Origin of the sequence: Aeromonas sp. FDAARGOS 1403 (assembly GCF_019047325.1) — a bacterium.
GTDB lineage: Bacteria > Pseudomonadota > Gammaproteobacteria > Enterobacterales > Aeromonadaceae > Aeromonas > Aeromonas dhakensis.
In genome coordinates this window covers 3,399,581-3,424,024 of the sequence record NZ_CP077249.1, presented here as the reverse complement: position 1 = coordinate 3,424,024, position 24,444 = coordinate 3,399,581, and the positions used below count along the sequence as shown (strand labels likewise).

Here is a 24,444-nt window from a genome sequence, read left to right as displayed (position 1 = left end):
AGGGCGCGCAGGCAGGGGAGTGCGCGCGCAATCTATTGTCCTGGCGGGCATTATAACGGACGGACTTTGTCACACCAGCCCGACTTGTTACCGGATTTGTGGCTTAAGATATTTGGCTCAGTGTGTTACCATGTCGCGCTGTTTAAGCCAAAGAACAACTAATTAGGGATTAAGGCTTTCTATGAGCGATCTGGCCAGAGAGATCACGCCGGTCAACATCGAAGAAGAGCTCAAGAGTTCCTATCTTGATTACGCCATGAGCGTGATCGTAGGACGAGCTCTGCCGGATGTGCGTGATGGCTTGAAACCGGTTCACCGCCGCGTTCTGTATGCAATGAACGAGCTGGGGAACGACTGGAACAAGCCCTATAAAAAATCGGCCCGTGTGGTCGGTGACGTAATCGGTAAATATCACCCGCACGGCGACAGTGCCGTGTATGACACCATCGTCCGCATGGCGCAGGATTTCTCCATGCGTTACATGCTGGTCGACGGTCAGGGCAACTTCGGTTCGGTCGATGGCGACAGCGCCGCGGCCATGCGTTATACCGAAGTGCGGATGGCCCGCATCTCCCACGAGCTGCTGGCCGATCTGGACAAAGAGACCGTGGACTGGGTGCCGAACTATGACGGCACCGAGATGATCCCGGCTGTCATGCCCACCAAGGTTCCCAACCTGCTGGTCAACGGCTCCTCCGGTATCGCGGTGGGCATGGCGACCAACATTCCGCCTCACAACCTCACCGAGATAGTCAACGGCTGTCTGGCGTTGATCGAGAACGGCGACCTCACCATCGACGAGCTGATGACCTACATCACCGGCCCGGATTTCCCCACCGGTGGCATCATCAACGGTCGTTCCGGCATCGTGCAGGCGTACCGTACCGGTCGTGGCTCCATCTACGTGCGCGCCAAGGCCGAGGTGGAAGTAGACGAGAAGACCAGTCGCGAGACCATCATCGTCCACGAGATCCCCTATCAGGTGAACAAGGCTCGCCTGATCGAGAAGATTGCCGAGCTGGTCAAAGAGAAGAAGATCGAGGGCATCAGCGCCCTGCGCGATGAGTCCGACAAGGACGGCATGCGCATCGTCATCGAGATCAAGCGCGGCGAGTCCGGCGAGATTGTGCTGAACAATCTCTACAAGCACACCCAGATGCAGACCACTTTCGGCATCAACATGGTGGCGCTGGACAACAACCAGCCCAAGGTGATGAACCTCAAAGAGATCCTGGATGCGTTCCTGCTGCACCGCCGCGAAGTGGTGACCCGCCGGACCGTGTTCGAACTGCGCAAGGCGCGGGATCGGGCCCACATCCTGGAAGGTCTGGCGGTAGCCCTGGCCAACATCGATCCGGTGATCGAGCTTATTCGCCACAGCGCGACCCCGGCCGACGCGAAAGCGGGCCTGGTTGCCAAAGGCTGGGAGCTCGGCAACGTGGCTGCCATGCTGGAGAAAGCCGGCGACGACGCGGCCCGCCCCGAGTGGCTGGAGCCCGAGTTCGGCATTCGCGAGGGGCACTACTATCTGACCGAGCAGCAGGCCCAGGCCATCCTTGACCTGCGTCTGCACAAGCTGACCGGCCTCGAGCACGAGAAGATCCTGGAAGAGTACCAATCTCTGCTGGATCTCATCGCCGAGCTGCTGTTCATCCTGGCAAGCCCGGTGCGGTTGATGGAAGTGATCCGTGACGAACTGCTGGCCGTGCGCGAGCAGTACGGCGACGAGCGTCGTACCGAGATCAGCATGTCCAGCGCCGAGATCAACATCGAAGATCTGATCACCCCGGAAGACGTGGTCGTTACCCTGTCTCACCAGGGTTACGTGAAGTATCAGCCGCTCTCCGACTACGAGGCCCAGCGCCGCGGTGGTCGTGGCAAGTCGGCCACCCGGATCAAGGAAGAGGATTTTGTGGAGCGTCTGTTGGTGGCCAACACCCACGACACCATTCTGTGCTTCTCCACCCGTGGCAAGGTCTACTGGCTCAAGGTGTATCAACTGCCGGAGGCGTCCCGTGGCGCCCGCGGTCGTCCGATCATCAACCTGCTGCCGCTGGATGAGGGTGAGCGCATCACCGCCATCCTGCCGGTCAAGGAATATGACGCCGACAAGTATGTGTTCTTCGCCACCGCCAACGGTACCGTGAAGAAGACCAGCCTGTCCGACTTCAGCCGTCCGCTCTCCTCCGGTATTCGCGCCATCAACCTCAAAGAGGGTGATGAGCTGATCGGGGTGGACATCACCGATGGCAGCAACGAGATCATGCTGTTCTCCGATGCGGGCAAGGTTGTTCGCTTCGCGGAAGGCAGCGGTCGCGCTGATGCCGATGCCACTGACGAGGTCGACACCGACGACGACGCCGGCAACGACGATGATGGCAGCGACAACGGCGAAGGCACCGAAAGCAAGGGCACCTTCAAGGGCGTACGCCCCATGGGTCGTACCGCTGCCGGTGTGCGCGGCATCAAGCTGGGCGCCGGTGACAAGGTGGTCTCCCTCATCGTGCCCCGTGGCGACGGTGCCATCCTCACCGCCACCGAGAACGGTTACGGCAAGCGCACTGCGCTGGACGAATACCCGACCAAGAGCCGTGGTACCCAGGGCGTCATCTCCATCAAGGTGGACGAGCGCAACGGCAAGGTGATCGATGCGATCCAGGTCGAAGATACCGACCAGATCATGCTGATCACCAACGGTGGTACCCTGGTACGTACTCGCGTTGCCGAGGTGAGCGTCATCGGCCGCAACACCGGCGGTGTGCGTCTGATCCGTACCGGTGAAGACGAAACCGTGGTCGGTCTGCAGCGCGTTGCCGAGAGCGACGAAGAGGAAACCGAGGCTCTGACCGTCGAGGGGGAGGTGTCTGAAGGCACCGATACCGCCGCAGACACAGGTGCTGTCGATGCAGGGGAGGCGGGCGACGAGTAATCGTTCCCCCTTTGCCCGATACGAAAGAGCGACCTTCAGGTCGCTCTTTTTTTATGCCCGCCGTTAGCTGCCCCAGCCAGGCTGCCGCCAGAGCGGCAACCGAGATGTCATCGGGGCGTCATGCCTCTGTCATGGGAAAAGGGCATCTTGCCTGCGTCGGCGATCACAACGGCGGCCTCTGCCGCACAGGAGCATCTTATGACCAGCTGGGTAATGTGGGAGATCTGGTGGAGCAGGGTATGGGGCGAAGCCGGGAGGGACGAGGCGCAGCACGAACAGGAGCTGGAAGTGGCCCATGAACCGGCGAGGCTGCCGGTCGAGCTGATTGCCCGCGAGCGCGCTGCAGGAGTGCGCACCAGAGGCTGACTGGCGTCATGACGGGAATTAAAACAGCCGCAGCTGCTCGCCCGGGCGGATGAAGGCATCCTGGCGCAGCTGAAAGTGGCGCTTGCCGAGCCCGAGCCGCTTGGCGATCAAGCGAAAGCGCTGGGCCAGTAGATCGGCAAACTGGCCTTCTCCCCGCATCCGGGTCCCGAAGGCGGGACTGTTGAGAGTGCCGTCCCGGCTGGATCGCAGCTGGTTGAGGATCGCCTCCTTCTGGCCTGGGTAGTATTGCTCCAGCCAGTCACTGAACAGCGGTGCCAGCTCGTGGGGCAGTCGTAGCAGGATATAGTCGGCGCAGTGGGCGCCGGCCTCGGCGGCGCTCTTGATGATCTGCTCGAGCTCGGGCTCGTTGAGCCGCGGGATCATAGGGGCCGCCAGCACCCCGACCGGCACGCCGGCGTGGGCCAGTTTCTCCACCACCTTGAGGCGCCCGGCCCCCGTACTGGCTCTTGGCTCCAGCTGTCGTCGCAGGGTTTCATTCAAGGTAGTGACCGACACCATCACCTGGCAGAGCCCTTCCCGAGTCAGTTCGGTCAGCAGATCGAGGTCCCGCAATATCATGGCGCTCTTGGTGATGATCCCCACCGGATGGCGATGGGCCAGCATCACTTCCAGCAACTGGCGGGTGAGGTGATAGTGGTGCTCGATGGGCTGATAAGGGTCGGTATTGGCCCCCAGCACTATGGTCTGCGGCTGATAGGCGGGTCTGGCAAACTCTCGGCGCAGCAGCTCGGCGGCATTGAGCTTGGCGAACAGCCTGGTTTCGAAATCGAGGCCGGGGGAGAGTTCCAAATAGGCGTGGCTTGGTCTGGCATAACAGTAAATGCAACCGTGTTCGCACCCTTGATAGGGATTGATGGAGCGGCCGAAGGGAACATCGGGGGAGCTGTTGTAACTGATGATGCTGCGGGCGCTGATCTCCGTCACCTCGGTGCGGGGATCGCTGGCGGCAAATGCCGCTTCCCACTCGGGTTGGGACCAGCCGTCGTCGACCGCATCGACCCGCTGGCCGCTGAAACGGTGATCAACGTTGTGGGAACTGCCTCGTCCTGCCATGGTGCCGCACCAACACTGTTTATATATACAGTTATGATGCTGACCATCATTGCCGAATGCAAGTCCTGCCGACCCGCCAGCCATAAAAAGCATGTCAAAAGGATCTCTTGCTTGATCGCGGCGCTACATTTCGTTTACATAGTGGAAATGCGAACTGGATCACGGAAATCACCATGGCACCCATCACCTCTCGCTGGCTCTTCATCGCCGTCATTGCGCTGGTTATCTGGCGTCTGATCCCGCTCTCTACCGAGCAGGAGCTGGCTTCGGCCAACCGCGCCTGGCGCACCGGGCACTTCGATGAGGCAACCCGGATCTGGTCGCCGCTGGCGGATCAGGGCCAGCCACGGGCGCAGGCGCTGATGGGCTGGAGCCATGAAATGGGGCAGGGGAGCGAGCAGGATATGGAACGCGCCATCAGCCTCTATCGTCAGGCGGCGCAGGCGGGGGACGCCTTCGGCCAGTACCGGCTGGGGGAGGTTTACCTGCGGGGTGCCGGGGTGAAGCGGGATCTGCGCGAGGCGTTTCACTGGATGGAGCTGGCGGCCAGGAACGGCGATGTGCCCGCCATGTTGAAGGTGGGGGTGCTGCATCTGATGGGGGTCAGCGGGCGGGTCGATCTGCCCCGTGCCAAAGCGTGGCTCTATCAGGCCGCCAGGCAGGGCAACCAGCTGGCGCTCAAGGTGCTGCAGGAGCTGGAACTGGCCCAGGAGGGGAGCTCCACGTTCGATTTCAACTGGCAACCTCTGCTAGGGGAATAACCTCCAAGCGGTTCATCTGGTTGTAGAAAATCTCAGCAAACCCGATACAGCCTTGCTTACTTCTGGTAGCATGGTCCGGTTTTTGGTTTGTCTTGCGACGTTGAACGGGTTGTTTGCGTCACGGGGCGCCTTCGCAAAGTGCTGTGGAGAGCCAGAACATCACCCATTTTTGAATGAATCTTTCCATCCCGCATGTGCCCTTTGGTAGGGGGCACCACTGTATAAGGAAACACACAATGCCAATCATTACTCTGCCTGATGGCAGCCAACGTCAATTTGCCCACGCCGTTTCCGTCATGGATGTGGCCGCGGACATAGGTCCCGGTCTCGCCAAGGCGTGCATTGCCGGTCGGGTAAACGGTGAACTGGTGGATGCCTGCGAGCTGATCGAAGCCGATGCCTCCCTGGCCATCATCACCGCCAAAGACGAAGAAGGTCTGGACATTCTGCGCCACTCCTGTGCTCACCTGCTGGGTCATGCCATCAAGCAACTCTGGCCCCAGACCAAGATGGCCATCGGTCCCGTCATCGACAACGGTTTCTACTACGACATCGATCTCGACCGCACCCTGACCGATGAAGATCTGGCTGCCCTGGAAGAGCGCATGCTGGCGCTGGCCGCCAAGGATTACGACGTCGTCAAGAAGAAGGTCTCCTGGCAGGAAGCACGCGATGTGTTCGAAGCCCGTGGCGAGACCTACAAGGTCGAGATCCTGGATCAGAACATTGCCCGTGATGACCAGCCCGGTCTTTATCATCACGAAGAGTACATCGACATGTGTCGCGGCCCGCACGTGCCCAACATGCGTCACTGCCACCACTTCAAGTTGCAGAAAATGTCCGGCGCCTACTGGCGCGGCGACTCCAACAACAAGATGCTGCAGCGTATCTACGGTACCGCCTGGGCCGACAAGAAGCAGCTCAAGGCCTATCTGCAGCGTCTGGAAGAGGCCGCCAAGCGCGACCACCGCAAGATCGGCAAGCAGCTCGACCTGTACCACATGCAGGAAGAAGCGCCTGGCATGGTGTTCTGGCACAACGACGGCTGGACCGTCTTCCGCGAGCTGGAAACCTTCATCCGCGGCAAGCTCAAAGAGTACGACTATCAGGAAGTGAAGGGTCCCTTCATGATGGATCGCGTGCTGTGGGAGCGTTCAGGACACTGGGAGAAGTACGCCCAGGCCATGTTTACCACCCAGTCCGAGAACCGCGAGTACGCCATCAAGCCGATGAACTGCCCGGGTCACGTGCAGATCTTCAACCAGGGCCTGAAATCCTACCGCGACCTGCCGCTGCGCATGGCCGAGTTCGGCTCCTGCCACCGCAACGAGCCGTCAGGCTCCTTGCACGGCCTGATGCGGGTACGGGGTTTCACTCAGGATGATGCTCACATCTTCTGTACCGAAGAGCAGATCATGGAAGAGGTGTCTGCGTGCATCCGCATGGTCTACGACGTCTACGGCACCTTCGGTTTCGAGAACATCGTGGTCAAGCTCTCCACTCGTCCGGAACAGCGTATCGGCTCCGACGAAGCCTGGGATCGCGCCGAGGCCGCGCTGGCCGAAGCGCTGGTGCTGAACGGTCTGAAGTACGACCTGCAGCCGGGCGAGGGGGCCTTCTACGGTCCCAAGATCGAATTCACCCTGCATGACTGCCTTGACCGTGCCTGGCAATGTGGTACCGTGCAGCTCGATTTTGCCCTGCCGGGCCGTCTGGGTGCCACTTATGTGGGCGAAGACAACGAGCGTCACGTCCCAGTGATGATCCACCGCGCCATTCTGGGCTCGCTGGAGCGTTTCATCGGGATCCTGACCGAAGAGTACGCCGGACTGTTCCCGACCTGGTTGGCACCTACCCAGGCCGTGGTCATGAATATTACCGACAATCAGGCCGATTATGCGGTGAAAGTAGCCAAAGCATTGAATGATGCGGGCCTTCGCGCAAAAGCGGACTTGAGAAATGAGAAGATTGGCTTTAAAATCCGCGAGCATACTTTGAAGCGGGTACCTTTTATGCTGGTCTGCGGTGATAAAGAAGTAGAAGCCGGCAAGATTGCAGTACGTACCCGTAAAGGGGCTGACCTGGGCTCTTATCCTGTTGAAGAGCTGATTGCTCTGTTGACCCAGGAAGTTCAGACCCGCGGACAAAAGAAAGTGGAGGAATAAGCTATAAAAGGCGGAAAAAAACTGGGCAAGCAACCGCAAGCCCGCGCTCACCGGATCAACGAAGAGATCCGTCTGAAAGAAGTTCGTCTGACTGGCCTGGATGGTGAAGCCATTGGCATCACCTCCATCCAGGATGCTCTGAACTTGGCCCTTGAGGCCGGAGTGGATCTGGTCGAGATCAGTCCGAACGCTGAGCCGCCCGTTTGTCGGATCATGGATTACGGCAAATTCCTCTACGAAAAGAGCAAAACCACCAAAGAACAGAAGAAAAAGCAGAAAGTCGTCCAGGTCAAGGAAATCAAATTCCGTCCTGGCACCGACGAAGGCGACTATCAGGTAAAACTACGCAACCTGGTTCGCTTTCTGGAAGACGGGGACAAGGCAAAGGTCACCCTGCGCTTCCGTGGTCGTGAAATGGCCCACCAGGATCTTGGTATCAAGGTTCTGGAACGCGTCAAGAACGATCTGGAAGAGCTGGCCGTAGTCGAATCGTTCCCGAAAGTCGAAGGCCGTCAAGCTGTGATGGTTCTCGCACCCAAGAAGAAATCTTAAGGCCCACAAGAAATTGACTCATGGGGCCAGCCCCATGAGTCGGTTCGCCTTGCGATTTTGTTGTCACTCACAATGCGGAGTATGAAATGCCGAAGATGAAAACCAACCGGGGCGCCGCAAAGCGCTTCAAGAAGACTGGCTCAGGTCGCTTCAAGTGCAAGCACAACCACCTGCGTCACATCCTGACCAAGAAGAGCAGTAAGCGTAAGCGTCAGCTGGGACCGAAGTTCTTTGTTTCCGCTGCCGACCACAAACGTGTTGTCGCTTGTCTGCCGTACGCATAAGGGGGGATGTGAAAAATGCCAAGAGTTAAACGTGGTGTGACCGCTCGCGCTCGTCACAAGAAAGTAATGAAAGCCGCCAAGGGTTACTACGGCGCCCGTTCCCGTGTCTACCGCGTAGCGGTACAAGCGGTAACCAAAGCTGGTCAGTATGCCTACCGTGACCGTCGCCAGAAAAAGCGTCAGTTCCGTCAACTGTGGATTGCTCGTATCAACGCAGCAGCCCGTCAGAACGGTCTGTCCTACAGCCGTCTGATCAACGGTCTGAAGAAGGCTTCCATCGAGATCGATCGCAAGATCCTGTCCGATATCGCCGTTCACGACAAGCTGGCTTTCACCGCCCTGGTTGAAAAGGCCAAAGCAGCTCTGGTTTAATCCGGTTCTGTTATAAATGCTAAAAGGAGGCCTAGGCCTCCTTTTTTGTTGTCTGTCATTTGTCGCTTGCAGGCGGCGATGACTCTACCATCATGATAGCTATACATATGGCTTCATATGCCATCAAACTGAAATTGTGTACCCAATCGCAAAGAAGAAGCAGGTCCGGCTCGAAGCCCTACTTGATAACAAAATGATTTCTAGGGAGAAAAGGGCACCTTAACTATGGTCAGTGAAGGGGCTTTTTTTGTATTATTCCCCTCTTGACCTTATTTAGCCTAAAGGCTCCTGTACCGGGAGTGGTGACGAGGAAGACATGCAACAGCTTGAAGAAGTAGTCGGCCAAGCCAGGGCCGAAATTGAGGGCGTAAGCGACATCGCCGCCCTTGACGAAATCCGGGTCAAATATCTGGGTAAAAAGGGCTTTTTTACCGAGCAGATGAAGGGCCTGGGCGCCCTGTCCGCTGAAGAGCGTCCCGCCGCGGGCGCCGTGATCAACCAGGCCAAACAGCAGGTTCAGGATGCCCTGAACGGGCGTCGTGAAGCCCTCGAAGTTGCCGTGCTGAACCAGAAGCTGGCCGCCGAGACCATCGACGTCAGCCTGCCGGGCCGCCGCATCGAGAATGGCGGTCTGCACCCGGTGACCCGCACCATCGAGCGCATCGAGCGCCTGTTTGGCGAGATGGGCTTCAAGGTTGCCCGTGGTCCCGAGATTGAAGATGGCTTCCACAACTTCGATGCGCTGAATATCCCGGCGCACCACCCGGCGCGTACCGATCACGATACCTTCTACTTCAATCCTGATCTGATGCTGCGTACCCACACCTCGGGCGTGCAGATCCGCACCATGGAACATCAGCAGCCGCCGATCCGCATCATAGCGCCGGGCCGCGTCTATCGTAACGACTACGACATGACCCACACCCCGATGTTCCACCAGGTCGAAGGCCTGCTGGTTGACGAGCATGCCAGCTTCACCGAGCTCAAGGGCATCCTGCACGACTTCCTGCGCAACTACTTCGAGGAAGACTTGACCATTCGCTTCCGTCCTTCCTACTTCCCGTTCACCGAGCCGAGCGCCGAAGTGGACGTGATGGGCAAGAACGGCAAGTGGCTGGAAGTGCTGGGCTGCGGCATGGTGCACCCGAACGTGCTGCGTTCGGTCGGCATCGATCCGGAAAAATACTCCGGCTTTGCCTTCGGCATGGGCGTTGAGCGCCTGACCATGCTGCGTTACGGGGTCAACGACCTGCGTGCCTTCTTCGAAAACGACCTGCGCTTCCTCAAGCAGTTCAAGTAAGGGCGAGAGAACATGAAATTCAGTAAATCCTGGGTGATGGAGTGGGTCCGCACCGAGTTGAGTGACAACGCACTGGCCGAGCAGATCACCATGGCCGGTCTGGAAGTGGACGCCGTGGAAGCGGTGGCTGGCCAGTTCAACAACGTGGTGGTGGGTGAAGTGGTGGAGTGTGCCCAGCATCCGGACGCCGACAAGCTGCGAGTGACCAAGGTCAACGTGGGCGAAGAAGAGCTGCTGGACATCGTCTGCGGTGCGCCGAACTGCCGTGCCGGCCTCAAAGTCTGCGTGGCCAAGGTAGGGGCGACCCTGCCGGGTGATTTCACCATCAAGAAAGCCAAGTTGCGTGGCCAGCCGTCTCACGGCATGCTCTGCTCCTTCAGCGAGCTGGGTATCGACGTCGAGGCCGATGGCATCATCGAGCTGCCGCTTGACGCTCCCATCGGCACCGATATCCGCGACTACCTCGCGCTCAACGACGTCAGCATCGACGTGGATCTGACCCCGAACCGTGCCGACTGCCTCGGCATCGCGGGTCTGGCCCGTGAAATCGGCGTGCTCAACAGCGTTGACGTGGTCGAGCCGACCTGGACCCCTGCTGCTGCCACCATCGACGCTAGCTTCCCGATCCGGGTTGAAGCGCCGGCCGATTGCCCCCGTTATCTGGGCCGTGTCATCAAGGGGCTGAACCTGCACGCCCAGAGCCCGCTCTGGATGCAGGAGAAGCTGCGCCGTGGCGGTATCCGCTCCATCGACGCCATCGTCGACATCACCAACTACCTGCTGCTGGAATACGGTCAGCCGATGCACGCCTTCGACCTGGCGACGCTTGAAGGGGAACTGGTGGTGCGCCGCGCCAAGGCCGACGAGCCCATGACCCTGCTCGATGGCAACGAAGTGAAGCTCAAAGAGACCACCCTGGTGATTGCCGATGCCAAGGGCCCTGCCTGCATGGCCGGAATCTTCGGCGGCAATCGCACCGGTGTTTCCGAGACCACCACCGACATCCTGCTGGAGTGCGCCTTCTTCGCACCGCTCTCCATCACCGGTCGTGCCCGTGCCTACGGCCTGCACACCGACTCCTCCCACCGCTTCGAGCGCGGGGTGGATCCCGAGCTGCAGGCCAAGGTGATGGATCGCGCCACCCGTCTGCTGCTGGATATCTGCGGCGGTGAAGCAGGTCCGGTCATCGAGGTCAAATCCGATGAGCATCTGCCCAAAGCGGCCCCCATCAAGCTGCGCCGTGCCAAGCTCGACAAGGTGATCGGCATCAGCGTGGCGGACGCGCAGGTGGTCGAGATCCTGACTCGCCTGGGCATGCAGGTGACCGTGGATGCCGATGGCTGGACCGCGCTGGCTCCCTCCTGGCGTTTCGATATCGCCATCGAGGAAGATCTCATCGAGGAAGTGGCCCGCATCTACGGCTACAACAACATCCCCAACCTCAAACCCGCCGCATCGCTCGCGATGGTAGAGCAGGCAGAAGGGCAGGTGACCCTGAAGCGGGTGCGCGACCTGCTGGTCGATCGCGGCTTCCAGGAAGCGATCACCTACAGCTTCGTGGATCCCAAAGCTCAGCAGACCCTGTTCCCGCAGAGCGATGCCATCGTGCTGCCGAACCCGATCTCGGTCGAGATGTCCGCCATGCGTGTCTCTCTGTTCCCGGGTCTGGTGCAGGCGGTGGTCTACAACCAGAACCGTCAGCAGCCGCGGGTGCGTCTGTTCGAGCAGGGCCTGCGTTTCATCAAGGACGAAAATGCCGAGAACGGCATCCGTCAGGAGCCCATGCTGGCCGGCATCATTACCGGCAACCAGAGCGACGAGCACTGGGACATCAAGAGCCGCGCTGCCGACTTCTTTGATCTGAAAGGGGATCTGGAAGCGGTGCTGGACTTGACCGCCGAAGGCGCCACCTTCACCTTCGAGCGTGCCGAGCACAGTGCCCTGCACCCGGGCCAGAGCGCGGCGATCCTGCGCAATGGTGAGGTCATCGGCCACATCGGTGTGATCCATCCGAGCCTCGAGAAGAAGCTGGGCCTCAAGAGCCGCGCCGTGATGTTCGAGCTGGAACTGGACAAGCTGACCCCGGCCAAGGTGCCGGTTGCAGCCGAAGTTTCCCGCTTCCCGGCCAACCGTCGTGACATCGCCGTGGTGGTTGATGTTGCGGTTCTGGCTGGCGATGTGCTGGCAGTAATTAAAAAAGTTGGCGGAAATCAGGTAGTTGGAATAAACTTGTTTGACGTATACCAGGGTGCTGGTATGGCCGAGGACAAGAAGAGCCTGGCCATCAGTCTTGTTCTGCAAGACACCCAGCGCACTCTGGAGGAGAAAGAGATTGCCGAGACCGTAGACAATGTCGTGCGGGCCCTTGGTGAAGAGTTGAATGCATCCTTGAGGGATTGATCTATGGCGCTTACCAAAGCCGACATTGCAGAGCACCTGTTCACCCAGCTCGGGATGAGCAAGCGTGAAGCCAAAGATATGGTGGAAGCCTTCTTTGAAGAGATCAGACAAGCGCTTGAGCGTGGTGAACAAGTCAAGATTTCAGGCTTCGGTAACTTTGATCTTCGTGAGAAGAACCAGCGTCCAGGACGTAACCCGAAAACCGGCGAAGATATTCCCATCAGCGCCCGGCGGGTGGTCACCTTCCGCCCTGGTCAGAAACTCAAGGCCAGGGTCGAAAATGTTGAACCCAACGAGTGACAAAAAGCCAGGCAACCGCCTGGCTTTTACTTTTTCATGATAAAAACCAGTCTTTTGCTAGGTCTGCTGCTGGCCGCGCCACTGCAGGCGATGGATCTGCCTCTCTCCACGACCGCCAAGGCATTTGCCGATGCCACCCAGTCGCTGACCATCTGTTATCCGGCGCTCATCAGGCCGCCTTATCTCGATGAGTCGGGTGGGCTGCTGGTCGATCAGATGGAGCGGCTGGCCGAACAGCTCCCCTTTCCGCTCATCTATCAGAAGCTGCCCAACTGGTCTGCCGTGCGCAGCGGATTGCTGGAGGGGCGCTGCGATCTCATTCCCAACGTGGGCCCCTCCCTGGAGGCCCTGCCCGGGATGGCGCTCAGTCGTGCCATGCTGGAGGCCGAGTCCGCCATCCTCTATCGCGGCGAGCTGGGGCAGGCCAGGTTTCTGGTCTCGCCCATCTGGCAGGCGAACGAGGTGCTGCGGGCCCTCTATCCTCATTCAACCCAGCAGCCCCTGACCGAGGCGGACAACTGGTACGCGGCGCTGGCGGCGGGCAAGGGGACGGCCTACCTCGGCGACTACCTGCAGCTGCGTTACCTGATGCGCGAATACCCGGACACCGGGCTGCGGCTGAGGCGCCTGCGCAGCGACGAGCTGGTGGTGAGCTACCGGCTGATGATGCGGGACAAACCGGCACTGCGCGAACTGATCGACACCGCCATCCGCTACCTGCCACCGGGCTCCCTCTATCAGGATCTCGACAGCTACCTGGCGCAGGGGGAGCAGGACATCAACCCGCTCCACTTCACCGACAAGGAGCAAGCCTGGCTGGTCGGCACCTCCAGCGCCATCAAGCTGGTGGTCAACCCGGATCTGATGCCCTACAGCGGCCTCGACGAGCAGGGCGATCTCAAGGGGTGGAGCGCGGATGTGCTGAAACTGGTGAGCCAGCAGACCGGGCTCAACTTTCACGTGATCCCCACCACCAGCCGGGAAGAGGCGCTGGCCAAGCTGCAAAGCGGCGAGGCTGACATGATGGTCGGCCTGCTGGAAACGCCGGCGCTGACCGATGCCTTCGACTTCACCCGGATCATGGCGGTCAGCCGTTATGCCCTGGTGAGCCGCAAGACCCAGCCGTTCGAGACGCTGGCGGCGGTGAAGGGCAGGATAGTGGTGCCCGCCACCCTCTATGACGAAGAGATGCTGACCCGCCTGGAGGGCACGCATCGCTGGCGCAAGAGCGACACCCTGGCAGCGGGGATCGCGGCGGTACAGAGCGGCGCGGCCGACGCCATGCTGGCCGAGCTCTATCAGCTGCAATACCCGCTTCGCAACAACCAGCTGGACGGGCTGGAGGTGCGGGAGCTGCCGCAGCGTTTTGGGTTGGGGTTTGCCATCAGTCGGCACAGCCCCAGGCTTGCCGGGGTGATGGAGCAGAGTCTGATGACCCTCACCGGCAAGCAGAATGACGATCTCAAACTGCGCTGGCACCGGCTGGTACTGACCCAGCAGGCCGGGGTCAGCTACGGGATCTGGCTGGGTTCGGTGTTGCTGGCGCTGCTGATCAGTGCCGGTGTCATCTGGCTGATCTGGCGCTCGCGCCAGCAGCTGGCCCGGGAGGTGAGTCAGCGCCAGGAGATGGAGCGGACTCTGGCACTGGAGAGCCAGTTCCGGGAGTCCCTGTTCCAGGCACTGCCGGTGCCGGTGTTCCTGCGGGACAATCAGGGGGAGATCATCAAGCGCAACAAGCAGGCCAAGCGGCTGGAGGCCCGCTATCTGGCGGAACTGCACCTGCCACAGGCCCAGTTGCAAGAGAGCGAGGGGGAGATGGCACTGGGTGATCAGGTCTACTCCTATGCCCAGATCCCGCTCCAGCTTGGCAAGCAATCGCCGGCGGGGGATCTCATCGCGCTCTCCAACATCAGTGCCCTGCGCGAGCGCACCCGCTTGTTGCGTCAGGCCGAGCGTCGCCTGCGGGCGCTGACCAATACGGTGCCTGGTGTGGTGATCCAGTTCCTGCTGCACAAGGAGGGGATCCGCCAGGTGGAGTTCATCAGTCGCGGCAGCTATGAGTTGCTGGGGCTGGCCAGCCAGCAGATCCGCCGCAATCCGGGCGAGGCGCTGGGACGGCTGGCACCGCAGGACAAGGTCGAGATGCAGCAGCCCATGCGCGAGATGTTGCAGGCCGGCCAGCCCTTCTCCTATGCCCTGCGCTACCAGCATCCGCTCAAGGGCACCCGCTGGCTGCAGTTCTACGGCCGGGGGCGCAGTCTGCCCGGGCTGGGGTGGCGGGTATACGGGGTGGTGCAGGATGTGACGGTGCGGGTCGAGCAGGAGCAGGCGCTGCAGGCCTCCCATGAGCGAGCCGAGCAGGCCGTGCTGGCCAAGGGGCGTTTCCTCGCGGCGGTGAGCCACGAAATTCGCACCCCCATGAACGCCATCCTGGGGCTGCTGGAGTGGCTCAGCCACACCCCCCTCAATGCCGAGCAGCACTCTGCGCTCTCCCATGTCAGGCAGGCAGGGGACGAGCTGCTGGGCCTGCTCAACGACGTGCTCGATTTCAGCCGCAACGAGAACCGGCAGCTGGCGCTCTCGCCCCAACCCACCGATCTGGTGGACTTGTGCGAGCATGTGGCCGCCGTGCACTGGTCCAAGGCCCGCTCCAAGCGGCTGCAACTGCGGCTGGATCTGGATCACCGACTGCCCGCTCAGGTGGAGCTGGATCCCCATCGGGTGCAGCAGGTGCTGCACAACCTGCTGGCCAATGCCATCAAGTTCAGCAGCCGTGGCGAGGTGGTACTGTGGGCCCACCGGGACGGTACCCAGCTGCTCTGCGGGGTGGATGACGAGGGGCCCGGCATCAGTGCCGAGCTGCTGCCACGCCTGTTCCTGCCCTTTGAACAGGGTGGGGAGGAGGGCCAGCCGCGGGCCCAGGGGACCGGGCTCGGGCTTGCCATCTGTCGCCAGCTGATGGAGCAGATGGGGGGCGAGATCCGGGTCGAGCCGCGCACGACCGGCGGCAGCCGCTTCACCTGTGCATTGCCGCTGGTGCTGCTGCAGGAGATGCCGCGCTGGCGCCCGCGGGTGAGCAGCGTCCATGTGGCGCTCGACGGGGCGGAGCGGGACTATCTGCTGCCCTGGCTCGGCGAGCTCGATCTGCCGGACGACCCGGCCGGCCCGGTACTGAGCGCCCGCCAGGATGAACAGGGGCTGCGCTACTGGGACTGGCAGGGCGAACCCTGGGTGCCGGGCTCGGTGGTCAGCCTGATGCAGCCGCGGCTGGTGCCCTCCGCCCAGGGCATGATCACGTTGCCGGGGCAGGGGATGCGGGTGCTGCTGGTAGAAGATCACGAGGTGAACCGGGTATTGATCAGTATGCAGCTGACCCAGCTGGGGGCCCAGGTGATCAGCGCGGCCAACGGCCAGTTGGCGCTCGACATGCTGCAGCACGAGACGGTCGATCTGGTGCTGACCGATCTGCAGATGCCGGTGATGGACGGGGCCGAGCTCTGCCGCCGACTGCGAGACTCCCCACGCTGGCAACATCTGCCCACCTACGTGATCACCGCCGATCTCAGCGAGCCGGCGGCGGCGCAGCTGGCCAGCTGCGGTTGTCGTGGTCATCTGGACAAGCCGCTGCTGCTCAAGGATCTCGCCAATCTGCTGCGCACTCTGGGGGACCCCGCACCCGAGCCGAACCCGGAGCAGAAGGCGGCAGCGCCTGCTTCTTGGTCAGAAGCCCAGATGCCGCTGCTCACCCCCGAGCTCATATCCCTCTATCTGGAGGCGACCGGCCAGGATCTGGCCGACATTGAGCGCTGTGTCACACAAGCAGACGAGATGGCACTGGAAGCCGCTTTACACAAGATGAAGGGGGCCGCCAAAATGGTGGGCGCGACCCCGCTCGTCCAGGTGATTGAACAGTGGAAACGGGATCCACGGCAACCCCTGCTACCCCCGCTGCGGCAAGCTCTGGACGAGGTGTGCCGGCGACTACGTGAGAGGCTCTGACATGATCATCACAGATGAAGAGTTACTGGCCTTGCTGAACTCGGAAGAGACGGATGAGCGTCTGTTCCACCCCGTGACCATCTATGCCCTGGACGGGGTTGCCTATCGGGCGGCAAAAGCCGTCGAACTGCCGGAATTTGCCACCCTGCGCCGCACCCGGCCCGATGCCTGCTGGCAGTGGGAAGGTCTGTTTGCCGCCGGCGCCATCGCCCTGTTCGATCCCGACTCCCACGCTGGTGCCGACTACCTGCCGCAATTGACAGCGCAGGCGGAGGGGATCTATCGCCTCACCGATGACTGGCTGGCGGGGGTCAATGGCCGCTATCTGGCGTGGCAGGAGTGGCTGGCCCAGACCCAGGTGTTGTTGCTGGAGGATCACCCGTTTCAGGGGGCCCACATTCAGCAGGAGATCAGGGGACTGGGATTGCCCTGTCAGTGGGTGCAGGATGGCAATGCCTGCATCAAGGCGCTGGCCGGTGGAGAGATCAAGCTGCTGGTGAGCGATCTCAGCCTGGTGGATCAGGATGCCATCAGCCTGCTGATGAGCCAGCCCCAATACCAGCACAGCGGCCTGCCCATCGTGCTGCTCTCCGCCCACGACCAGACCCTGATCGACGGCGCCCGCCGCCTGCTGCACGATGCCGGGTTCAACGTGCTGGCGGCCCTGGCCAAGCCGCTGCTGGCCGACGATCTGCTGAGCCTGCTCAAGGGGCTTTATCTGGGGCCGCAGCGTCAGCGCCGCCTGAGCGGACTGCGCCGTACCATCCGCACCTGGCAGGGGGAGGAGAAGGGGTTGCTCGGACTCTTGTCCGATCCCCCGTCTCCCTTGCCCATCTGGCTGGCGGTGACCGGTTTGCCGCCGCGCTGGGAGCTGGTGCGCGAATGGCTCGTCCAGCGGGGCAGGGAGCCTGGCGAGCTCACCCTGCTGATCCACCGGCGCGACCACCTGCTGAGCCAGGCGGAGCGTTTTGCCCTGGTGCTGCAGGCCAGTCTGGCGGGGGCACGGCTCGCCCTGCTGCTGGACAACGATCAGCACATTCCGTTCGACTTGCTGGAGCGGATGCCGCTGCAGCATCTGCTGCTAGGGCAGAGCCTGCTGCCGAGCCTGGAGGCCATGACCCCGGACTCCCTGCTGGGGCGCTTCATCAACCGAGCCAGAGAGCTTGGCATCGCCCTCTATCTGGACGATCCCTTCAACCTGCTGGACCACAATCTGTGGCGCGATCGCGGCATGGCGGGGCGCTGGTAGAGGGTGGCCCGCTACCTCTGCTGGCCGCCGGACGAAGCCCGGTTGCGCCGCTCCCTGGCCGGCTGGCTTCATCCCCGTACCCGCGCTGACCTGCCGCTGATGATGGAGGTCGGGGGCGTTCCCTGCCGTTTGCAGGAGCTGGCGGGGGCCGATCCCGCCCGCATCCGGGCGGCTTATGACGAACTCGGCGAGCAGAGCGTCTACCTGCGTTTCATGCGCGCCAAACAGAGGTTGAGCGACGAGCAGCTCGCCTTCTTCCTCGATTACCCCAGGGAACACCAGATCGGCCTGCTGCTGACCGACGGTCAGGGGCGGCCGCTGGCCCAGGCCCAGTCCATCCGGCGGCGGCTGCACCCGGATCGGGCCGAGTTCTCCTGCATCGTCGCCGATCACTTCCAGCACAGAGGGGCGGGGCGGCGCATCCTGCTGGCGCTGGCCTTGCTGGCGCGCGGTGAGGGGATCCGCGAATGGACGGCGGAGGTGCTGCCCCAGAATCGCCCCATGCTGGCGCTGCTGCGCGGGCTGGGCCTGCCGCTCACCCTGGTGACGGGGCGGGAACTGGTGTTCGTGCGACTCGATCTGAGCGTGCTCGACACCCTGTAACCGCATCATAAGACCAAGGGCGAATAGGCCGGTTTTTCACCCTGTGCTAAGGTCAGCCAGAGAGCTAGCCAGAGGGAGTCAGTCATGGTGCAGTCAGCAAAACACATCGTCATTCTTACCGGTGCCGGGATCTCGGCCGAGTCGGGCATCAAGACCTTTCGCGCCTGTGACGGTCTGTGGGAGGAGCACAGGGTGGAGGACGTGGCGACGCCGGAGGGCTATGCCCGCGATCCGGAGCTGGTGCAGGGCTTTTACAACTCCCGCCGTCATCAGCTGCAGCAACCCCACATTCACCCTAATCCGGCCCACTATGCGTTGGCCCGGCTCGAGCGCCTGCTGCCGGGCTGCGTCACCCTGGTGACCCAGAACATCGACAACCTGCACGAGAGCGCCGGCAGCAAGAACCTCATCCACATGCACGGTGAGCTGCTCAAGGCGCGCTGCCCAGGCTCGGGTCAGGTGATCGAGTGGCGCGGCGATCTCCATCAGGAGGAGCTGTGCACCTGCTGCCAGTTTCCCCAGCCGCTACGCCCGCACGTGGTCTGGTTTGGCGAGATGCCGCTCGGGCTGGATCGCATCTACAGCGCGCTGGCCCAGTGCGATCTCTTCATCTCCATCGGCACCTCTGGCGCCGTCTATCCGGCGGCCGGTTTCGTGCACGAAGCGGGATTGAACGGAGCCCATACCATAGAGCTCAACCTGGAGCCGAGCGAAGTGGGCAGCCAGTTTGACGAGAAGCGCTACGGTCCGGCTTCCCTGCTGGTGCCGGCCTATGTGGATGAGCTGCTGCAACGCTGCGGCGTACACCAGCCGGCGAAGATCGAGGGGCACAACTGGATGGAGATGCGCGGCCCCTAGCTATTGTGCATCAGCGCAGTTGCAATGAACCGGTGAAATCGCCACACTGGCAGCCAAAAAATGGGACGCAGTTGGCGCAACTTACATGATCACTCTCAAGCAATGGATCGCTTTTTCCCTCCTGATGCTGGCCTGTGCCGGCGCATCGGCACAGGCCTCCCTGATGGCTCTGGTGTTGCCAGGCGGCCAGCAAGTGGCCCTCGATGAGGCGACCCTCTCCGCCCTGCCACAGGCCGAGTTCACCACCACCACCCCCTGGACCCAGGGCGCCCACCACTATCGCGGGCCGACCCTGGCGACCGTGCTGGCGGCGCAAGGGATCCAGGATGCCCGCAAGATCGCCGTCTCGGCCCTCAACGGTTATCAACAGGTGGTGGATCTGGCCCTGTTCGACGACGTGCCGCTGACCCTGGTGCGTGCGGAGGACGGCAAGCCGCTGACCCGGCGCAACAAGGGGCCGCTCTGGTTGCTTATTCCGTTTACCAGCTATCCCAAACTGGACGTGCCCGCCATCCACAACTGCATGGTGTGGCAGGTGACCCGCATCGAGATCGTCGATTGATGGGGCTATCCCGCCACAAACTGCTGCTGGTGGCGGTCTCGCTGCTGTTTCTGCTCTCGTCGGGCAGCAGCCTCTATCTGCAGCATCGCCAGGAGCAGCTGGTCGACACCTTCTATCGCAACATCCACTGGAACATCAGCCAGGTGATGCTGGAATCCCAGCGTTTCCTCGCCGATCTGCGGCTCTATCGGGTCGGCCAAGTGGAGATGGAGACCCTGAGCCTGGATTACGATCTGCTGTGGAACCGGCTCGACATCTTTCTCATCAGCAGTGAAACCGCCGAGGCGCGTGAGCGGCACGGGCTTGGCAGGGCGCTGGCCGGACTGTTCGAGCAAATCAAGCGGCTCGAGCCCCAGATGGCGGCAGGGGAGCTGCGGGAAGGGGCCCAACTCGCCCGCCTGCAGGAGGCGATCGCCAGCCAGACCCGGCTCATCGAGCAGATAGGCAACCAAATCCTCTCCGGTCAGGAGCGGGAACGTTCGGTGAGCCAGATCCGCAGCAGCCTGTTCTGGTTGCAGATCTGGCAGCTGATCCTGCTGCTGACCGGCGGCGCCCTGGTGGCCGCCCTCATTCGTGCCAACCTGGCGAACCGCCGGCTCGCCCTGCTCGACCCCCTGACCCGGCTTGGCAACCGCCGCGCCCTGCAGGAGCAGCTCTCTCGCGCCCTGCATGCCGGCGAGGCGAGCGCCCTGGTGGTGCTCGACCTCAAGCGCTTCAAGCAGGTCAATGATCTGCTCGGCTATCAGGTCGGTGATCGGCTGTTGCAGACAGTGGCCGACAAGCTGCAGCAGGCCCACGGCAGTCACGCCTACAGGCTCGGTGGCGACGAGTTCGCCGTGGTGCTGACCACGGCGGACGGGACGCTGGAAGCGCATATCCACCAGCTGATGAGCCTGCTCCACTTCGAGTTCGTGACCCGGGAGTGCAGCTTCGAGCTGGCCTGCCGGCTCGGCGTTGCCAGGGCGCAGCTGCAGGATGCCGGCCGGCTGCTGGATCAGGCCATCCTGGCCCTCAATCAGGCCAAGCGAAGCCAGGAGGGGGACATCTGCTGGTTCGAACCGGCCATGCTGCAGCAGTTGCAGTTGACCCAGCACCAGCTGCATCAGCTGCGCGACTGGCTGGCCGGACGCGAGCCGGCGCCGCTGCGGGTGGCACTGCAGGCGATGACGGATGAACAGGGCAACGGCCTGTGGCAACTGACGCTCTACTGGCAAGAGCAGGGCACATCCTGTCCTATGCGCTGGCTGCAGGAGTGCGGCGTGCTGGGGCCCGTGCTGGCCCGGCTGCTGCAGGCGCACGAGACGCTGCGTGGCGATGATTGTACCTTGTTGGTCCAGCTCGACAATCAGCTTCAGCTGGCCCAGGTGCTGGCCTGTCTGCCGGGGGCATCCCGCACGCCGCTGGTGCTGCTGGTGCCGGCATTGCAACCGGATACTGCCTTGCTGGCGGGATTGCGGCAGCAGGGTTGCACCCTGGCGCTCAGAGACATTGGCAGCGCCACCCCGGCGCAGCTGGCAGCCGGTTGGCCTGTGCGCTACTGGTTGCCGCAGGATGATGAACATGGCGAGTTGTTGCAGCCGCTGGCCCGGCGACTGGGGCTGGTGCAACTGCAGGTGCTGGCGGGCAGTGAGGCAAGGCAGCTGGCCTGAGCACAAAGAGCGGTATTGAACCTGCCAGAGACAAAACGCAGCAAGGCGACCCCAGAGTCGCCTTGTTTTTTTATTGTACGTGTATGTCAGGAGCGGGGGGCGCAGGAGTCCCTGATCACCAGGTCGGGGTCGACGGTGATCAGGTGGTCCGCCAGCGCCTCGCCGTTGATGCGCGCCAGCAGCCGGGTGACGGCGAGGCGGCCCAGCTCTTCTTTCGGCTGATTGACCGTGGTGAGCGGCGGCGACATGAATTCGGCCAGCGCCACGTTGTCATAGCCGACGATGGAAAGATCCCGCGGGATCACCAGCCCTGCCTGATGCGCGGCGCTGATGGCCCCCATCGCCATCATGTCGTTGCAGACGAACAGCGCGGTGGGGCGCTCGGGCTGCGCCAGCAGACGGCGCATCGCCTGATGGCCGCTGGCGCAGTCAAAGTCACCCTCCTGGACCCAGTCCGGATTGACGGTGAGACCGGCCTCCAGCATCGCCTGCTCGAAGCCCGCCTGACGCTGGTTGGCGGGGGCGCGGCTGTGGGGGCCGGTGATGCAGCCGATGGCGGTGTGACCCAGCCCCAGCAGGTGGCGGGTCGCCAGGTAGCCGCCGCGATGGGAGTTGTCGGCGATGAGATCCACGTCGGCACTCTCCATCCCCCAGTCCATCACCACCACCGGCAGGCTCTTGAGCCAGTCGAGCTGGTTGAACACCCCCTGCTGCCCCTCGCTGCACATGATGAGCAGGCCATCGACCCGCTTGCGCAGCATCATCTTGAGGTAGGAGAGAGCGGTCTCGGCCTGGCCCTCGGTGTTGCCCAGCATCAGGTTGTAGCCCTGCTCGAAGCAGTAGCGCTCCACCCCGCGCACCACCTCGGCGAAGAAGGGGTTGCTGGAGGTGGTGACCAGCATGCCGATACTGTTGGTCTCCTTCACCTTGAGGCTGCGGGCCACCAGGCTCGGGGCATAGTTGAGCTCGCGCATGGCGGTGAAGACCCGCTCGCGGGTCTCCTCGGCGACGAAACGGGTCTCGTTGATGACGTGGGAGACGGTGGTGGTGGAGACTCCCGCCAGCGCCGCCACCTCCTTGATATTGGCCATCAGTGCCCCTGCGCAGTCTGCTCAAGCAGGAAGGCGTCGACCTCCTGCTTGCTCGGGATGGAGCTCTGGGCACCAAACCGGGTGACGGAGAGCGCCGCGGCGCCGTGGGCAAAGCGCACGGCCGCGTCAAAGTCGGCGCCGGCGAGCTCGGCCGCCAGCAGGGCACCGTTGAAGGTGTCGCCGGCCGCCGTGGTATCTACTGCTTTCACCCGAAAACCCGGAATGAGCGCTTGTTGCTGCCCCTTGCTGCAATAGACCCCTTGCGACCCCAGGGTGATCATCACCTCCCCGATGCCCATCTGGTGGAAACGGGCAGCCGCCTCGGCCGCGCTCGCCTCGTCGGTGACCTTGACGCCGGTCAGCAGCTCGGCTTCGGTCTGGTTGGGGGTGATGAGATCGACCAGTGCCAGCAGTTCGCTCGAGAGCGGGCGAGCGGGGGCGGGGTTGAGCACCACCCGGGTGCCGTGGGCACGGGCCAGGCGGGCGGCTTCCAGCACACTCTCCAGCGGCACTTCCAGCTGCAGCAGCAGGGTGTGGGCATCGGCGATCATCGCTTCATGGCCTTTCACCACGGATGGGGTGAGGGCGCCGTTGGCTTCGGCTGAGATGCCGATGCTGTTCTCCCCCTCATCGCTCACATAGATGATGGCGATCCCGGTGGGGAGCTTGGGGTCGAGCTCGACGGCGCTCACGTCGATGCCGTCTTTGGCAAAGCCGGTCTTCATCTGGCGGCCGATGGCGTCATCGCCGATGCGGGCGATAAAGGAGACTTGTGCACCTAACCGGGCGGCGGCCACCGCCTGGTTGGCGCCCTTGCCACCGGGCACAACTTGATAGCTGTGGCCGGTCAGGGTTTCACCTGGGCGAGGAAAGTGGGGAACGCGCAGCACATGGTCTGCATTGACACTGCCCAGAACGACGAGACGATTCATGTTGAGTACTCCTGATGCATCTTGGCATGGACACGAAAGCCGGATCCAGGCCGGGAGGCACCGTCAACCTTGAGTGAAAAGGGGGAGGCGAACCTCCCCCCATCAACTTACTTGCTGACCACTTGCAGCGGAACCGGGATGGATTTTTCCACCGGCTGGCCCTTGAGCACCTTGTTGGCGGTTTCCACGCCGATGGCGCCAATCAGGGCGGGCTGCTGGGCCACGGTGGCGGCCAGTTTACCCTTGGCCACGGCGGCCTTGCCATCGTCGGTGCCGTCGAAGCCGACGATCATCACCTCTTTGCCGGCGGCCTGCACGGCGCGGATGGCACCCAGCGCCATCTCGTCGTTCTGGGCGAACACCGCCTGCACGCTCGGATGGGCGGCCAGCAGGTTCTCCATGACGTTCAGACCCTTGGTGCGGTCAAAGTCGGCGGGCTGGGAGGCCAGCACTTCCAGTTTGTTGGCGGCCACGGCCAGGGCAAAGCCTTCGCCGCGGTCACGGGCGGCGGAGGTACCGGCGATCCCTTCCAGCTGGATCACCTTGGCACCGGCACCCAGCTTCTGGGTGATGAAATCGCCGGCCAGTTTGCCACCTGCCACGTTGTCGGAGGCGATGTGGGCCTTGACGTCACCCTGCGCCGCACCGCGGTCCAGGGTCAGCACCGGGATGTTGGCCTTGTTGGCGAGGCGAATGGCGTTGCCCACGGCTTCGGAATCGGTCGGGTTGATCAGGATGGCGTTGACCTTGCGCACGGTGAGATCTTCCATGTTGGAGAGCTCCTTGGCCGGGTCATTCTGGGAATCCAGCACCACCAGCTCGTAGCCAAGCTCCTTGGCCTTGGCTTCGGCCCCTTCCTTCATGGTGACGAAGAAGGGGTTGTTGAGGGTGGAGACCACCATGGCCAGGGTGTGATCGGCGGCCTGGGCGGTGCCCAGCACGGACATGATGGCGGCAGCGAGCAGGGTATTGAGCTTTTTCATCATTTCATTCCTTGT

The 24,444-nt window shown here is 62.4% G+C and carries 19 protein-coding genes and 1 pseudogene; 16 read left to right on the top strand and 4 right to left on the bottom strand.

The window, feature by feature from the left end:
- The first annotated feature begins 181 nt into the window (after window positions 1–181).
- Both gyrA and I6L33_RS15940 read left to right on the top strand, forming a co-directional pair.
- A complete protein-coding gene (gene gyrA, locus I6L33_RS15945; RefSeq protein ID WP_216972899.1) occupies window positions 182–2,929 on the top strand; it encodes a DNA topoisomerase (ATP-hydrolyzing) subunit A in 2,748 nt (915 codons plus the stop codon).
- Between the two features lie 198 nt (window positions 2,930–3,127).
- Window positions 3,128–3,295: a hypothetical protein gene (locus tag I6L33_RS15940; RefSeq protein WP_017782901.1), complete on the top strand. Its 168-nt coding sequence runs from the start codon at window positions 3,128–3,130 to the stop codon at window positions 3,293–3,295.
- 18 nt (window positions 3,296–3,313) lie between these two features.
- Here the strand turns inward: I6L33_RS15940 and I6L33_RS15935 are convergent, their stop codons facing one another.
- On the bottom strand, window positions 3,314–4,369 hold the full coding sequence (locus tag I6L33_RS15935) for a PA0069 family radical SAM protein (protein ID WP_216972898.1): 1,056 nt from the start codon (window positions 4,367–4,369) through the stop codon (window positions 3,314–3,316).
- Window positions 4,370–4,542: 173 nt separating this feature from the next.
- Between I6L33_RS15935 and I6L33_RS15930 the strand changes: the two genes are divergently transcribed.
- From I6L33_RS15930 to I6L33_RS15865, 14 genes and pseudogenes are all read left to right on the top strand, one after another.
- Window positions 4,543–5,130, top strand: coding sequence for a tetratricopeptide repeat protein (locus I6L33_RS15930; RefSeq protein WP_216972897.1), 588 nt, complete (start codon window positions 4,543–4,545; stop codon window positions 5,128–5,130).
- 236 nt (window positions 5,131–5,366) lie between these two features.
- The gene (gene thrS, locus I6L33_RS15925) at window positions 5,367–7,295 is read left to right on the top strand and encodes a threonine--tRNA ligase (RefSeq protein ID WP_216972896.1); all 1,929 of its coding nucleotides are present in this window, start codon (window positions 5,367–5,369) and stop codon (window positions 7,293–7,295) included.
- A 21-nt stretch (window positions 7,296–7,316) separates the two neighbouring features.
- A complete protein-coding gene (gene infC / locus I6L33_RS15920) occupies window positions 7,317–7,847 on the top strand; it encodes a translation initiation factor IF-3 (RefSeq protein ID WP_185219337.1) in 531 nt (176 codons plus the stop codon).
- An 86-nt stretch (window positions 7,848–7,933) separates the two neighbouring features.
- Entirely contained in the window at window positions 7,934–8,131 is a 198-nt protein-coding gene (gene rpmI / locus I6L33_RS15915; RefSeq protein WP_005300673.1) for a 50S ribosomal protein L35, read from the top strand.
- Window positions 8,132–8,146: 15 nt separating this feature from the next.
- Window positions 8,147–8,503, top strand: coding sequence for a 50S ribosomal protein L20 (rplT, locus tag I6L33_RS15910; protein WP_005300683.1), 357 nt, complete (start codon window positions 8,147–8,149; stop codon window positions 8,501–8,503).
- Between the two features lie 316 nt (window positions 8,504–8,819).
- Window positions 8,820–9,803, top strand: coding sequence for a phenylalanine--tRNA ligase subunit alpha (gene pheS, locus I6L33_RS15905; protein ID WP_005300689.1), 984 nt, complete (start codon window positions 8,820–8,822; stop codon window positions 9,801–9,803).
- Between the two features lie 12 nt (window positions 9,804–9,815).
- A complete protein-coding gene (pheT, locus tag I6L33_RS15900) occupies window positions 9,816–12,203 on the top strand; it encodes a phenylalanine--tRNA ligase subunit beta (RefSeq protein ID WP_216972895.1) in 2,388 nt (795 codons plus the stop codon).
- Window positions 12,204–12,206: 3 nt separating this feature from the next.
- Window positions 12,207–12,503, top strand: coding sequence for an integration host factor subunit alpha (gene ihfA, locus I6L33_RS15895; protein ID WP_005300715.1), 297 nt, complete (start codon window positions 12,207–12,209; stop codon window positions 12,501–12,503).
- A 54-nt stretch (window positions 12,504–12,557) separates the two neighbouring features.
- Entirely contained in the window at window positions 12,558–16,502 is a 3,945-nt protein-coding gene (locus tag I6L33_RS15890; protein ID WP_216974140.1) for a transporter substrate-binding domain-containing protein, read from the top strand.
- Between the two features lies 1 nt (window position 16,503).
- The gene (locus I6L33_RS15885) at window positions 16,504–17,751 is read left to right on the top strand and encodes a response regulator (RefSeq protein WP_017764541.1); all 1,248 of its coding nucleotides are present in this window, start codon (window positions 16,504–16,506) and stop codon (window positions 17,749–17,751) included.
- 3 nt (window positions 17,752–17,754) lie between these two features.
- Window positions 17,755–18,354, top strand: a complete 600-nt coding sequence (locus I6L33_RS15880) for a GNAT family N-acetyltransferase (protein WP_017782894.1) — start codon at window positions 17,755–17,757, stop codon at window positions 18,352–18,354.
- Between the two features lie 66 nt (window positions 18,355–18,420).
- Window positions 18,421–19,212 (top strand): annotated as a pseudogene (gene cobB / locus I6L33_RS15875) (Sir2 family NAD+-dependent deacetylase); the annotation flags it as partial.
- An 85-nt stretch (window positions 19,213–19,297) separates the two neighbouring features.
- Window positions 19,298–19,774 (top strand): hypothetical protein, encoded by a 477-nt coding sequence (locus I6L33_RS15870; protein WP_216972893.1) that lies wholly within the window; start codon window positions 19,298–19,300, stop codon window positions 19,772–19,774.
- Window positions 19,774–21,423 carry a sensor domain-containing diguanylate cyclase gene (locus I6L33_RS15865; RefSeq protein WP_216972892.1) on the top strand — a complete coding sequence of 550 codons (1,650 nt, stop codon included), beginning with the start codon at window positions 19,774–19,776 and terminating at the stop codon, window positions 21,421–21,423. The genes I6L33_RS15870 and I6L33_RS15865 overlap by 1 nt, the downstream gene beginning before the upstream one ends.
- A gap of 86 nt (window positions 21,424–21,509) precedes the next feature.
- Here the strand turns inward: I6L33_RS15865 and I6L33_RS15860 are convergent, their stop codons facing one another.
- The 3 genes from I6L33_RS15860 to rbsB all read right to left on the bottom strand — a co-directional run bounded on the left by I6L33_RS15860 (window position 21,510) and on the right by rbsB (window position 24,429).
- Window positions 21,510–22,514 (bottom strand): substrate-binding domain-containing protein, encoded by a 1,005-nt coding sequence (locus I6L33_RS15860; protein ID WP_216972891.1) that lies wholly within the window; start codon window positions 22,512–22,514, stop codon window positions 21,510–21,512.
- On the bottom strand, window positions 22,514–23,446 hold the full coding sequence (gene rbsK / locus I6L33_RS15855) for a ribokinase (RefSeq protein WP_216972890.1): 933 nt from the start codon (window positions 23,444–23,446) through the stop codon (window positions 22,514–22,516). The genes I6L33_RS15860 and rbsK overlap by 1 nt, the downstream gene beginning before the upstream one ends.
- A 107-nt stretch (window positions 23,447–23,553) precedes the next feature.
- The gene (rbsB, locus tag I6L33_RS15850) at window positions 23,554–24,429 is read right to left on the bottom strand and encodes a ribose ABC transporter substrate-binding protein RbsB (RefSeq protein ID WP_216972889.1); all 876 of its coding nucleotides are present in this window, start codon (window positions 24,427–24,429) and stop codon (window positions 23,554–23,556) included.
- Between the last annotated feature and the right edge of the window lie 15 nt (window positions 24,430–24,444).